Raw genomic sequence first — 14,296 nt, forward strand, 5'->3', positions numbered from 1 at the left:
ATCTTATAGTATTAACATGATTCAGGTCATAAGATACAAGGTTTTTGTATTCTATCTTTGATATAATAGTTTATCATTTATAACAATTCATGGTCAAAGTGGGTCGCTCTTACAATAAAAATTAAATTTCAATATTAGTCTGAGCTTAGGGTGTAGTTCATCTGATAATTCAAGATTGATCTTGAAGAACTTCAGCAGTTGAAAGCCTATATTCCTTTCTCACAGGTTGGAATTAGGATCTTTTTCCAAGTCGTGGTATAGATTGTAAATTGATGCATGGCTGCTTAATTTTATTCAGCATTTGCACCAATAATTATTTAAATATACCAAGTATGAAAAAAGAGAATAAGAATGATCCAAAACTGCATCAATTGGATTCTTTTAATACTTAGCAGTCTATAAAAATATCTTCATACACACTATAATTGGCATGGGAGAATTAAAACTATATAATAAGTCAGTCCTCATTACAGGGGCTGATAGTGGAATTGGTAAAGCTGTTGCCTTGTTATTTGCTAAGGAAGGAGCCAATATTGCGATTATCTACCACACGGATGACAAAAATGCTGAAAAGACTAAAAATGATATCATACTTTTGGGTAGAAAATCAATTATTTTCCGCGGTGATATTAATGATTATGAATTTTGTAAAAAGACCGTTGAAAAAGTAATTTCAGAAATTGGAAGTATTGATATACTAGTCAACAACGCGGGAGTACAGTTTCCCTCAGACAGTATTGAACAATTAAAAGAGGAAAATATCAGAAAAACTTTTGATTCCAATATTGTCGGAATGATTTTATTGACAAAAGTAGTTTTTCCTTATTTAAAAGAGGGTAGTAGTGTTATCAATACTACTTCGGCGGTTGCTTACCAGGGACATGAAGAACTTTTGGATTATTCTGCGACAAAAGGTGCAATAGTATCATTTACGCGCTCTCTGGCACTACAGTCAAAATCAAAGGGAATCCGTATCAATGCAGTTGCTCCAGGCCCTGTTGCAACACCTCTTACAAAAGAAACTTTTGATGAAGAAAAAGAAGATCCCAATAAGCCGCCTTTCCAAAGAAATGCAAAGCCAGAAGAAGTCGCCGGTAGTTTTTTGTTTTTGGCAAGCCAAGATTCAGTACAAATAACCGGACAGGTTCTTCATCCAAATGGAGGACTCATTGTGAATGGATAAATAATCATGATGCTAACTGATTCTACTGTAAAAGACTTGCATAGAATTAAAATCTAAATTGAAATGGGTATGTCAAAAAATAGTTTTTTCTATCGCAATAGTTTAAGCATTGTTTTTCTTTCCTTAATGCTTATATGTCTTATTGGTCAGTTTTTCGCAGGCTGGGCCACGGAAAACAAAGAATTGGCAGATGAGGGAGGGGCTTTACTTGCTTTGGGTGATTACATTCATAGTGGGCATTTTATTCAGGCTACTTTTGAAAACTGGGAGAGTGAATTTTTACAAATGACTTTATATGTCCTGCTTACCATATCATTAAGACAAAAGGGTTCCAGCGAATCAAAATCACTGGAAAAACAAGAAGATGTTGATAAAGAGCCACGCGCTCATTCCAGGGCCCCATGGCCGGTAAAAAAAGGGGGAGTCTGGCTTACTATATATAAACATTCTTTATCACTGGCTTTTGCCATATTGTTTTTACTGAGCTTTATGCTTCATTTTTACGGAAGTCTGAAAGCTTATAATGCAGAGCAGGTTTTAAAAAACAAGCCTCTTTCTTCGGCTCAGGAATATTTGACGGAGTCAAGATTTTGGTTTGAATCCTTTCAGAACTGGCAGAGTGAATTCCTATCTGTTGCTGCAATAGTTATTCTGTCAATATGGTTGAGAGAGAAAGGATCTCCGGAATCAAAACCTGTAGACATGGCTCATGATGAAACTCCTTAAAAGGGAAGGGGTGATCATTGCTTCTAATATATGGTTAGGCTATTAATTATAAATTTATTATTATGAAAAATAATTTTTTTGACAAATTTGCTGATAAGGCTGTTTATTTCACTGGAAGTGCTGCCGCATTTATTTTAGCCAGTATCCTGGTAATCGTATGGGCAGCAACAGGTCCGTTATTTAAATTTTCAGAAACCTGGCAAATGGTCATTAATACGGGAACAACCATCGTAACTTTCCTAATGGTATTCCTGATTCAAAAAGCGCAAAATAAAGATTCAAAAGCGATTCAAATCAAACTTAATGAACTGATCTCAGCTCATGAACACGCCAGCAATCGTATAGTGGATATTGAAGATTTGACGGAAGATGAACTGGATGAATTGCATAAGTTTTATGAGAAACTGGGTAAATTTTCGAAAAAGGAATCTGACACTTCCAAATTTCAGGCAGATAAAACGCCCTTCGATTGATACAAATAATTGTTAACTTTTTCTATACAAACCTTGCATAATGGGGCTCCAAAAAGAATTATTGGACTATATCGGCCAGATCCTCCTAACGGCTAATGAAAGTATTTCCGTGTTTGAATTCACCCCTGTAATCTTCCCCGAAAACCAAAACATTTAAAAACTATATGTTTAAGAGCTAATTTTTTTAGGGAAGATTACACATCTAATGATGGAAACGTCCTATTTTATCATTATTCATAGTCAGTCTTTGTCGGAAGTCTTCCATTTTTACAGGCTTGCAAAGATATCCAGTACCAAATCAGAAAGTTGTGATTTTAACAGTAACTACTTTCAGTACAATATCAGCCCTGAAGATTTGGTTTTATTTCAACAAAAGCTTTCCCAATCCTTGTTAAGCAATGCTGAGAAAATATTTTCAGGCGCAGTTTTTAAGAAGGCCATTCATCATAAAACGGACTAAATCTTAAATGTATTATGTATTAATTATTTATCATATTCATGTAATCTTCGCCAAGTATTAGATAGTATAGATTAATGTTGATAACAAAACAACAATGCATACAGCCCCTGTATTTGTAGAATGTAAGCTTTAGGTCAATGCGACTGATTTTCCCAATAAAGAGTATAAGATTCTTCTACGAACATAGGTGAAAATTCATCTGGATTGATAATAATATTGTCTTTAAATTATAATATTTCTTATTTGTAAAAATATTTATATATTAGCAATACCTCTGTCCGATATGCCTGGTACTGTGTCTGTTGTGTTGGTCCTAAAGTACATCAGTGCTACACCGTAATATTTTATTACTATGCGACAGGATTTGGCGTTGTGGCAGTTTAATTTCGCTTTCAATACATTGACAATAAATAGACAGTCAGAGAATTTAATTCAATTTTCCATGAAAATACGGATGGCTGACTATCAAGAATAAAATAGATTTTAAAACCAAATTAACCTTGAAACACCTGTAACGATGAGAAAAAATTTATACTAAAATCTCCTGGCAAAGTGCCCAACTGGTTCGCCGGAGTCCAAAATCGGATTACTAAAAACATCACTTCGATCGCTAAAAAAGCGGAGTAGCGGAATGTAGGTGTCTCTTTATATCAAATATGAGTCTTTAATTTTGGCCTTAAAAAAATATCATAAAATTGCACCTGAATATGATGTTCCCAACATAAAAAACTAAAGCAAAATACGCTACCTAAAACTTTAACCTATGAAAAAAAAACTAACTTCCTTACTTTCCTTATTAATAGGGTTCTTTGGATTTTCCCAAACTGAAGTCTTCTTCAAATATGATGAGGCTGGCAATCAACGCTATCGGGGTCCTGATGCAAATGCAAAACAGACATCTGAAATTTTATCAAAAACTGAATCTAAAACAATTTCTTTAGCCACGGCGCAAGTCATGGATGAGAAAACATTTTGGAAACAGATACGATTGTATCCTGTTCCGGTTAATGACCTGCTTACAATAGATTGGACGGAAGAGACAGATGGACTGATAGAAGATATTTCATTGTTTCAACACAGTACCGTACACTGGAAGTTTCAACAGCAGAACATCCCAAGTCTAAACCGCCAGCTGAAAATTAATATGTCAGGTTATGATTGGGGCGTATATATCTTACGTTTTACATTGAAGGATGGAAGGATTTTTAGTAAAAACATTACAAAACGTTAATTAGCCATGAAATTTTACGCTAAAAGGATGATGGTGTTCTCATCCATTATATCCTGTATATTTATATTAGGATTTTCACAGATGCTTTCAGGACAAAGTTTCCATGACACTAAAGGAAATATTGATGTTAATGGAGCAGGACAATTGCAGTTTACTTTGCCTGTTGCCCTACCTCCGGGAGTAAAATCTGTTGCTCCACAGGTTAACTTAATGTATACAAGTGGCTCTAACAACGGAATTGCCGGATATGGTTGGAACCTGTCAGGTCTAACAGCTATTTCAAAAGTTGGAAAAACGGTCGAAAAAGATGGTGAAGCAAAAGGGGTACAATTAGATTACTCTGATTATTATAGCTTTAATGGACAAAGACTTATTCTCAAATCAGGAGAATATGGTAAGGATGGAGCAGAATATGTTACTGAGAAATATTCTAATGTGAAAATTAAGTCGGTAGGGCAAGCTTACTATATATTAGAGCCTTTGAATAGTCCTGCATATTTCGAAGTAACATTTGAAAATGGCTCACGAGCTTGGTATGGGACATGGGAAGGAGCGCCTGCATTTGATTATGCAGCCAGAACACCTATCGAATATAATATTGTAAAATGGATAGATGTACAGGGAAATGTTATCAACTACAATTATGAACAGGAAAGCAATGTGGCTGTATTAAACTCAATTTCCTGGGGTGGTAACGAAGTTCTTAACAAACCTAATTTTAATGAAATCACACTTACCTACGCTACCAGAGACCTGGTTGAACAATCTTATGTAGGCGGAAAAGATTTTACTCAAAAGAAAATATTAACAGAAATTAAGGTAACTTCAAATGGAAACCAATTTAAAAAATACATTGTTAATTACATTAAAAATGGAACGAATTACCAGGTAGTTGATAAAATAACAGAATACAATGCTGATAATATAGCAGCCAATCCGGTAAATTTTACTTATCCTAGCCCAACACAGCCGATTTTAGAATTTTCAAATAACAATGTAGATAGTTTTGATAACGTAAAACTGACGGGTGATTTTAATGGAGACTCTTATTTGGATTTCATTCTTAATAATGGTATTGTGAAACTGGGAGGGCTCAATGACACCTTTACCGATGTTTCTACGGGCAAATTTTTTAATACCGAAGCTAAAATTGTACATACTTTATTAGATGAAGAGGGGCAGGTCTATAACGGAAATGGAATTGTCCAATACGAAAGCGGTAAAGTAGTAGGTTACATTTTCAGAAATAATAATTTTGTTAAAGTTTTTGAAAAAGTCGTTTATGTTGATCCGGACTGTACTTATCAGGGCGGGGGTGTAGGATGCCGAGTGGAAAAAGCATCGTTTAATGAAGGTGATATCAACGGCGATGGTATATCGGATGTATTTGTGACGATCAATAAAGAAGAATGTCAGTTTGAACCCATTCCAGGATGCGATAATTTAAAGTCTACCTCAGCAGCAACAGGTGATGGTACTGTCAACAAACCACCTCCATGCCACGAATTAAACTGTAATACCTATTTGGTGGGAAATTATATCGTTGATTTAAAAAATCCAAGCAATCCTTTATCGAATTACACCGTTGATTCAGGAATCAATGAAAGTTCCTATTATCAACAACAGTACCTGGATGTGGATGGTGATGGGAAAGTAGATATTATTAATGTATCTAACACAGCCTATACCGTATTTGAGTTTGTTAAAACTGCTCCCAATCACTATCTTAAGAAAATAAAATTCACAGGGAATTTATCTGAAACGAAAGCATCCGATTCTCCGGTATTATTCGGAGACTTCAACGGTGACAGAAATCTCGATTTTACAATACCAACCACCGATACACAAGAAAAAGATAACTGGAGGTTTTATATGGGTACTGAAAAAGGCTTTTCTAATTTCTTAAAAACAAATTTTTTAAAATATAGAAAACCTAATGATTATCAAAACAGTAGCTACCCCACTTTTAATATTTACAGGAATTTTTATTCTGCATCAGATATCAATAAGGACGGTAAATCAGATATTGTACATATAAACTCTTTTAACAAAGCTGGCCAGGTTAATTCAAGCGGCGTCATTCTTTCAAGATACTTTGGCTATAATATTGCCACTTATACTGCTAATGGAACTCTAACAAGTGGAAGTCCGGATTTTGTAACCAGTGGTAATTATGGAGGAACTAATTATGTAACTTTTGATGTAGGTGAATTTACTTTATTCTCTCCGATCACCTCACAGGTGAAAATTAATAATAATTATTATGATGTGCTCTTATTCTGGAAACAAAGGCTACATAAACTCAAATCTCCCTCATCTGTCAGTAGATTAGCACAAGTACAATCTATTGCTCAGGGAGGCATTATGACGTCGGTAGATTATTTAGAAGCAATTCCGAATAATAACACTAATCCAAATTTTTATCAGAAGATTAAAAAAGAATACTACCCTTACTTCTCTTTAGACAGAGTAGACGAGTCCTATGCTGTATCACAGCTTAGACAGGAAGGAAGAAAACAGGATTTTCGATACAGGGGAATGACAGGGCATATGCAGGGGAAAGGTATGATGGGATATCATCAGGTTGCTAGATCCTCCTGGTATGCTGATGGATTTGAAAATACCAAAGTATGGTCTGGTGTTGAAATTGATCCGCTTTTTGATGGAGTCCCTGTAAAAGAATGGAACATTAGAACTAACAATGAAAACAGCATTTTCCCGGTAGATATTTCTGAGACCAATACGCAGTTAATGAGCTTTAAGTCTACCTTATATGAATCTTATAAATTGCTGAACGGGCAATTAGCGACCATGCCGATTTCCGATACCGATAAGCCAAAGGTAGTAACAGCTACTGTTGTAAAGGGCACAAGAATAAAGGATTTCCTAAATAGTACACTAATGAATACTTTAATTGACTATGGAGATTATTATCTTCCTAGCCAAAGTGTTACGAGTGTTAATAATGGTTATGCTACAACTACTTCCAATTTTGAATATATTCATAACTTGTCAGGGATTGGAGCAGATTACTTTGTAGGTCGTCCCCAATCTAAAACCGATATAGTACAGGCATATGGCGACAGCAAATCTTCCAAAGAAGAATACACCTATGAGAATAATCTGCCGAAAACCTTAAAAACATGGAATAAGGATAATACTGCATATGTGCTGGAAACCTATAATTATGATGGTTTTGGCAATATCATTGGAAAAACGGTCAGCAATAGTACAGACTCTCAAACCCAAACAGAGACAAGCCTGTACGAACCAAATGGTAGATTTGTTGAGAAAAAGACAGATAACTTAGGATTAGAATCAAATATAGAGTACAATGATTGGGGGCAGATAAAAAAGCATACCGATGCTTTAGGTAATATGCTCATTAATACTTATGATGGCTGGGGTAAATTATTGACTGCTGCAACCAATCTTAAAGGTACAATCACCTATCAGTACGATAAAGATAGTAATTCTAATATTACTATTACTCAGTACGACCCTGACGGTAATGTTTCTAAAAAGTATACCAACAGGTTGGGACAAGAATACAAAGTTTCCACAAAAGCATTTGGGCAGGGACAATTCGTATCGAAAGATATTCAATATGATGTATTGGGAAGAAAGATCACAGAATCCGAGACTTATTTTGAAGGGCAGAGTCCTTCCCAATGGAATACCATTGTTTATGATGATTCTGTGTTCCCTATCATGAAGGTAACAGCGACTGCATTTAACGGTAAACAGATCGAGACTATTGCTTCAGGATTGACAACTACTGTTAAGGAATCCAACCCGGCGGATTATGGAAGAATTACCTCTAAAACTGTTGATGCTTTAGGCAATGTAGTGACTACAACTGATAAAGGAGGAATAATACAATTCTTCTACAATGCAGCTGGACAGCAGATCAAATCTCAGTATGCAGAAAATATTGTTACAACCAAATATGATGTTTGGGGAAGAAAATCTGAATTTAATGATCCATCCAATGGAGTATATAAATATGAATATGATGGACTCGGACAACCGAAGAAAATTATTAGTCCAAAAGGAACAAAAGAGTATACGTACAATAATTTAGGGCAGCTCATTAATCAGGTAGAATTATCATCAGACGGGGTTTCTACCATTAAAAATATCACTTTTACATATGATAGTTTTGGCAGGAATATTTTAAAGTCAGGAACATCAAACGGAAAATCTTATAGTTCGAGTGTTGAATTTGACACATATGGTAGAATGAAATCTAACATTGAAAACAGTAATGGGCGGGTTTACGCTCAAAGCGGATTTTTCTATGATGATAAGTCAAGGGTTATATCTTATACTAAAAGTTTATCTTCTGCGGGTATTGTTACTGCTGTAACAATTATACATAAGTATAATGCCTGGAATGGTGATCTGTATCAGTTAATGGATAAAAAGACGGGTCTAATTCTTTGGGAACTTCAGAGTACCAATGCCAAAGGACAAACTTTAACCTCTAAATTGGGCGCTGCCTCTATTACTAATTCTTATGACAGTAATGGATTCTTAACCAATATCAGCCATTCCTCTGCTATTAAACCCAATATTCTTCAAATATCATATGCATTTGATGCTATAAAGAATGAGTTAAAAAGTAGAAGTACAGGAGGTGATTTTAATATTAATGAGTCATTTGATTATGATGATAATAATCGTTTGGTCAACTGGACGGATCCTGTAACTGGTGTTAAGCCGTCTGCTAACCGGAATATCTATGATATCAAAGGGAGGATTACCGAAAACGATCAGGTGGGAGTGATCAAATTTGAAAATTCATCAAAGATTTACCAGCCAACAGGTATGACTTTAAATGCAGCCGGAACGCAGAATTATAACAATGATCTGATCCAGTTCGTTACCTATAATGAAAATAATGATCCTATATTCATTGATGGGCTGAGGGGAGATGTTGATTTTGAATATGGGCTAACATCAATGCGTCAGAAAGTTTCTTATGGAGGTAATTTTGTATCCAATAAGGGTAAATTCATAAAATTATATAGTGAGGATGGAAGTTTTGAAGTAACGATTGATAATAGTACTAAATTGGAAAGACATACTCTTTATATCGGTGGAACACCCTACGAGAGTAATATTGTTTATTTGAAGAATTATAAAGAAACATCTGGTTCTTACAAATTTTTGCATAAGGATTATTTAGGAAGTATTCTTGCAATAAGCGATGCAGAAGGTAAAAAACTGGAACAAAGACATTTTGATGCTTGGGGTAACTTTACCCATTTACAGATAGGTACTGGAACTATAATTACCCAAAAATCAGGAATACAGGGAGCCATGGAAAAATTCGGCTTAATCGATCGTGGTTATACAAGCCACGAGCATTTCATGGATATTGGAATCATCCACATGAATGGCAGGTTGTATGATCCATTGCTCCGAAGATTCTTAAATGCAGATGAACACATTCAGGATCCTACCAATACCCAGAATTATAATAAATACGGGTATGTTCTCAATAATCCACTGATGTTTAATGACACGAGTGGGGAATTCTGGCAGTTTTTAGCGATCCCTATTGTGAAAGCACTTGTTTTTGCTGTTGTTTCCTATACAGCCATTACTTTGATAACCGGTGCAAAATTTAATATTCTGAACTTGTATTCTACCATTGTGATGAGTTTGATAAGTGCTGGGATAACAACTGTTATCGGAGATGTTTTTTCAACCGCTACGGCGAGTGTAGGAAATGAAGCTCTAAAAGGGCTCGTCCATGCGGGTGTACAGGGAACACTGAGTTTTATGCAGGGAGGTAACTTTTTCTCAGCTGCTGCAAGTGCTTTTTTGGCAAGTTTTGTATCTTACGGATATGGAAAAGTGGCTGGAGATGCTGCCTATAGCGGTGCAGGTACGGTGGCATTTGGAATGCTTTCAGGAGGTGTAGGTTCTGCTCTTTCAGGAGGAAATTTCTGGGATGGCGTCAAGATTGGCGGTATCGTGGCTTTATTCAATCATACAATGCATAAAATTTCTGATAATTTGTTGATTGATAAGCAAACAAGAAAAGAATTCAGGCAGTTAGTAAAAGCGAAGAATTACCAAGGTGCATTTGATTTAGTGAACTCTAAATATAACCTGGATGCTAATATTAAAGGTAAATATACCATGGAGTATGTAAAAAGTGATGAGTTCTCAGGACTAACGGGGGGAGAGGCATTTGAAACCCAGGAAGTAACCATTGCTACCCACGTTTTTAAAAGTTCTGTGGCCGTTTTTATAAGAGTTGTTCATCACGAATTTATTCATGTTTACCAACGAGGGGTAATGGGCCTTGCAGGAAATTTAAATATTTATGAAGTTAGGGAGTTTCTTGCATATCATGATACCTTATTTAATGATAAACTACCTAAGGCATCATTTTCTAATATGGAAGGATATTGGAATAAAGCCAAGCAATTCTATAATTATATGACAGCAAATCCAGCACTTATTAGAGCATACCAATCTCAGTACAATGATTTTGCAAATTCACGTTTTTTTAAATAAAAAATTTATTATGTATAAGTTTATTTTGGTTCTTTTTGTAAGTTTTGTATCTGCGCAGCAGACTTGTAAACTCTCATTTTCTAACAACTCACTGTCGGAAAATGGAGAAATAGTGTTTGTCATCAAAAATATAGAAGGCAAAAAAATAAAAGTTCCCAAGCAATATTCTGCTATATGGGCTAGACCCACAGATATACAGGTTTACAATGATGAATCAAAACAATATCTGGATACAAAATATAGTTTTGATGGAGCGAGCTGTTTAAACATTGAGAAATGTTTAGGGAAAATGACATGTCTTAAAAGTGCAGAGTCTAAGGAATACCGAATTCCAATTGTTCCCGGAAGAATTTCAAAGGCTTTCAAAGAAAAGAAAAAGTATAGATTTAAATTAGCCTTTGACACCTATTTATTTAGTGGGTGTAGCGATTATAAAACAGATTGGCTTTATTATCAAAACTAGAAGTACTTGAGTGTCATTTCCTTTAAAATAAGGGAGATTTATCAAAATAAATTAATGAAACCCTCTTGATTAAAATTCAAGAGGGTTTTTTCATTATCTTTTTCTTTAAATAAAGAAATTCTGGCTTTTAATTTAAGTTTAGTTCTTCACGATGTACACGTATATAAAAATACGGTTTATTCTTACCAGCCTTAATTATTATATTAAGGGACATAATTTGTTCTTTCCAAAAACTTTTATTTTTTACTTGTCGTCCAGCTACTAAGGTATTTTGCCCTTCCTTTGTTTGAAATGACATACCCGTTTTCAAAGCCAGGTATCGGTTTGCAATGTTCACCAAGAAGATTTTCTGCTCATTGATTGAAGCATACAAATCCCTATTTATGCTAAAAGATTGAATAGATTTTTTTTGCAAAAGTGCATTAAGGTGTATTGGTGCTATTACTTTTTCAAATTATTTTGTATTACAGTATTTCCGATTCAGTCTTCTTTTTCAGATTGTTAATAAAATCTGAGGGAGTTAGACCTGTTTCTTTTTTAAAAGCTGTCTGAAAGACCCTATGATTGGCATAGCCACATAACTCTGCTAAAGAAGTAATCTTATATTTTCTGTATACTGCATCCTCATACAGTTTCCTGGTAATGTATTCAATTCTAAGGCTGTTGATGTAATGATTGAAGTTCTTGTCCTTATAGGATTTTATGACTTCTGAAAGATATTTTGTATTGGTGCCAAAATTACTTGCCATACTGGCTATTGTAATATCACTTTTCAGATATTTCTCTGTTTTTTCAAATTTGGATATCTTAGTCAATAGTTGATTGACCGTTTCCTCAGCAATTGTTTTCGGAGCTTTTACTGCTTTTTCTCCATCCTTCTCCATTTCATTCTTTTGGTTTTCTGACTCATGCTTTATTTTGGTAATGAGTTCCTGAAATCTCTGTTGTAAGACTTTATTCCTGCTTTTCCAATAGTACCAAACACCACCACATCCCAGTATTATTATAATGAAGAACACATATAAGTAGTTTCTAAGGCTGCTGCTTTTTTCCTTTTCCTTTTCTTTTTTAATTGCTGTGGTAACTTTATTCACCGAATGTTTTTCTGCAATTTTAATACTGTCCCTGAGCTCTGTAAGAAGTTGATTGTATTTTTTTCCCTCAAGAGTATTATTTTTAGCCAAATAGGCCTCCGTTAAGATTTCGTAGAAGTTTTCCCGACTGGAAGGGGATGAAATTTTTTGCTCAAGTTCTAAGCCTTTCTGAGCATAGTGTATGGCCTTGTCATTATCTTTTTGGTCAAAGTAAAAATCACCAGCCGTTCTGTATAGGTTCATTTTATTGAGTGAACTTATTTCCCTATTTTCTGCAATCTTCAATGATTTTAAAAGATATGTCTCTGCTGTCCTTGGTTCGGTGGGCTGAATGATCCATAAATAATACAATGTCAGGTTTGCCTGTATGGAAAGAATCAAATCATATTTCTTTTTTAGTGATATACTTGATTTTTTTTCAGATATTTTTTCTGCTTCGCTTAAGCCTTTTATGAGATATAGGCGTACGGAATCAGATTGTTTTTTGCTTTGATCAAAATAACGGGAATAGTTGGAATAAAATAAGCTGCTGTAATAATGACGTACATCATTGTCCTTGATTTTTCCCAAATATCTTTTTGAAAGCTGATATGCTTTGTGGGCATCTTCCAGAAACCCCAAATCCCCCAATGAATTTGCCTTCATCTTGTACATATTGGATACTTCCTCTGGCGGTGAATCCTCATTGATGTGGTTTTCTAGATCTGTCGCAAGCTCAATGACTTTCTCCGAATTATCCAATCTTGAATATGTTCGCACCAGTTCAGTACCAATGGAGAATGTAACATTGTATTTATTTTCCTTTGCAGTTCTGTAGCTTTTTTCCAGTTGTTTTATGGTATTGCTTACGACACTTGTACTGCCGATCTTGTCTTGGATGTTGTGTAATTCGTTCTTTAATTGTTCTTCGGATATTTTCTGGCTTTTTCCTAAGGTGAATAGATGTAGGATGATAAGGAATAAAATAGATTGGTAAGCTCTCATTTGATTGGAATTCAATGGTAATTTTGTTTGAAAAGGTGTTTTTACAAATGTATGATATTTCAAGCAAGTTAGCTGTTGTAAGATGGTTGAAAAATGATGTAATATTAATAAGTAAGGGTAATGTGAAATGTATTAATATTTAGTATAAGTTGTAATTCTTAAAAAATATTGAAATGTTGGTCAGAAATCAGAAATGATTTTTAATGCTAATCTTTTTCTGAAAGACTAATAAGTAAAATTACTGTCATTATAGCTTTATTTACTCAAGCCTTAATGTGTAATGGATATTTATCTCAAACAATTTTATAATTTCAAAAACTGATTTACAGAAATCAAAATTACACCTTACTAAATAAGAGAAAAATCAGTGAGATTATACTCAGTATATAATATCGCTTATCTATTTTTTTTTAACTGACCAGGGGCATATTGTTTAGCAGATTTTGCTCCGGTTACTTTTTTCACTTGTCCAGGTGGAAGTCCATGATTTCCATTAGGTTTAAATTGTGGCGCACAAGAAAAAACAAATAATCCGGTTAGCGCTAATAAACCTAATTTTTTTATAGTATTCATAATGTTATTTTTTTATATAATAAGAATACTATGCCAATCTAAGTTGAATGCTTTTTTTAAGATCATTAAATGTTCTGTCTAATTAAGCTTCATAATGAATAATCCTGTTGAATAGAAGGATATTTAGCTACCTGACATTAAACGGATAGGATTTAATAGCAAATGATCATGCATTAATAAAAATTAGCAATCTGAGTCAATTGTTTTAAATGTAAGAGTTGTATTTTACGGCTCTTTATCAAAATAAGATGATCCTCTTTAAAATCATGAAGTATGCATGCCAATGTTTTATTTGCTGTACCTGCCATATTTGCTAAATCTGTACGGGATAAAGTTATGAATACCTTATCTTCATCCCCCATAGTATTCACTTTATATTTATTATGTAAAATTAAATGTTTAACAGGACTACCTCTCCCGCCAAGAGGGTCTTCTACAAGAAGATCCTTTTTTGTTTTTGAATTTTGGAATTGTAGACATATCTTCAATTTTTAATGATGAATGTAAATTAATTAGTAGCCAAGAATTCTTAAACTATATATGTAATTCTATTAAAAATCTCAAGGTTACTTTGT

At 34.3% G+C, this 14,296-nt stretch carries 10 protein-coding genes; 7 read left to right on the plus strand and 3 right to left on the minus strand.

The window, feature by feature from the left end; all coding sequences use genetic code 11:
- The first annotated feature begins 430 nt into the window (after positions 1 to 430).
- The 7 genes from NG806_RS02245 to NG806_RS02275 all read left to right on the plus strand — a co-directional run bounded on the left by NG806_RS02245 (position 431) and on the right by NG806_RS02275 (position 11,070).
- Positions 431 to 1,183, plus strand: coding sequence for an SDR family oxidoreductase (locus tag NG806_RS02245; protein WP_261511804.1), 753 nt, complete (start codon positions 431 to 433; stop codon positions 1,181 to 1,183).
- A gap of 69 nt (positions 1,184 to 1,252) precedes the next feature.
- Positions 1,253 to 1,909, plus strand: coding sequence for a DUF6766 family protein (locus tag NG806_RS02250; RefSeq protein WP_261511805.1), 657 nt, complete (start codon positions 1,253 to 1,255; stop codon positions 1,907 to 1,909).
- A 62-nt stretch (positions 1,910 to 1,971) separates the two neighbouring features.
- Positions 1,972 to 2,382 carry a low affinity iron permease family protein gene (locus tag NG806_RS02255; protein WP_261511806.1) on the plus strand — a complete coding sequence of 137 codons (411 nt, stop codon included), beginning with the start codon at positions 1,972 to 1,974 and terminating at the stop codon, positions 2,380 to 2,382.
- Between the two features lie 205 nt (positions 2,383 to 2,587).
- Entirely contained in the window at positions 2,588 to 2,842 is a 255-nt protein-coding gene (locus tag NG806_RS02260) for a hypothetical protein (RefSeq protein WP_261511807.1), read from the plus strand.
- A gap of 763 nt (positions 2,843 to 3,605) precedes the next feature.
- Positions 3,606 to 4,073 carry a T9SS type A sorting domain-containing protein gene (locus NG806_RS02265; RefSeq protein ID WP_261511808.1) on the plus strand — a complete coding sequence of 156 codons (468 nt, stop codon included), beginning with the start codon at positions 3,606 to 3,608 and terminating at the stop codon, positions 4,071 to 4,073.
- A 6-nt stretch (positions 4,074 to 4,079) separates the two neighbouring features.
- On the plus strand, positions 4,080 to 10,607 hold the full coding sequence (locus NG806_RS02270) for an RHS repeat-associated core domain-containing protein (RefSeq protein ID WP_261511809.1): 6,528 nt from the start codon (positions 4,080 to 4,082) through the stop codon (positions 10,605 to 10,607).
- A gap of 10 nt (positions 10,608 to 10,617) precedes the next feature.
- Positions 10,618 to 11,070: a hypothetical protein gene (locus NG806_RS02275; RefSeq protein ID WP_261511810.1), complete on the plus strand. Its 453-nt coding sequence runs from the start codon at positions 10,618 to 10,620 to the stop codon at positions 11,068 to 11,070.
- 464 nt (positions 11,071 to 11,534) lie between these two features.
- Here NG806_RS02275 and NG806_RS02280 read toward each other — a convergent pair whose 3' ends face one another.
- The 3 genes from NG806_RS02280 to NG806_RS02290 form a co-directional block, all read right to left on the minus strand.
- On the minus strand, positions 11,535 to 13,163 hold the full coding sequence (locus NG806_RS02280; protein ID WP_261511811.1) for a helix-turn-helix domain-containing protein: 1,629 nt from the start codon (positions 13,161 to 13,163) through the stop codon (positions 11,535 to 11,537).
- A 381-nt stretch (positions 13,164 to 13,544) separates the two neighbouring features.
- Entirely contained in the window at positions 13,545 to 13,721 is a 177-nt protein-coding gene (locus tag NG806_RS02285; RefSeq protein WP_261511812.1) for a hypothetical protein, read from the minus strand.
- 173 nt (positions 13,722 to 13,894) lie between these two features.
- Positions 13,895 to 14,209 (minus strand): helix-turn-helix domain-containing protein, encoded by a 315-nt coding sequence (locus NG806_RS02290; protein WP_261511813.1) that lies wholly within the window; start codon positions 14,207 to 14,209, stop codon positions 13,895 to 13,897.
- Positions 14,210 to 14,296 lie beyond the last annotated feature (87 nt).

The sequence above is a fragment of the Chryseobacterium paludis genome, assembly GCF_025403485.1.
In the GTDB taxonomy this organism is placed as follows: Bacteria; Bacteroidota; Bacteroidia; order Flavobacteriales; family Weeksellaceae; genus Chryseobacterium; species Chryseobacterium paludis.

Bases quoted from the DNA above. Each gene is read 5' to 3' on its own strand.
- NG806_RS02270 (WP_261511809.1), top strand. From the start codon at position 4,080: ATGAAATTTTACGCTAAAAGGATGATGGTGTTCTCATCCATTATATCC.
- NG806_RS02285 (WP_261511812.1), bottom strand. From the start codon at position 13,721: ATGAATACTATAAAAAAATTAGGTTTATTAGCGCTAACCGGATTATTT.
- NG806_RS02260 (WP_261511807.1), top strand. From the start codon at position 2,588: ATGATGGAAACGTCCTATTTTATCATTATTCATAGTCAGTCTTTGTCG.
- NG806_RS02275 (WP_261511810.1), top strand. From the start codon at position 10,618: ATGTATAAGTTTATTTTGGTTCTTTTTGTAAGTTTTGTATCTGCGCAG.
- NG806_RS02250 (WP_261511805.1), top strand. From the start codon at position 1,253: ATGTCAAAAAATAGTTTTTTCTATCGCAATAGTTTAAGCATTGTTTTT.
- NG806_RS02265 (WP_261511808.1), top strand. From the start codon at position 3,606: ATGAAAAAAAAACTAACTTCCTTACTTTCCTTATTAATAGGGTTCTTT.
- NG806_RS02245 (WP_261511804.1), top strand. From the start codon at position 431: ATGGGAGAATTAAAACTATATAATAAGTCAGTCCTCATTACAGGGGCT.
- NG806_RS02255 (WP_261511806.1), top strand. From the start codon at position 1,972: ATGAAAAATAATTTTTTTGACAAATTTGCTGATAAGGCTGTTTATTTC.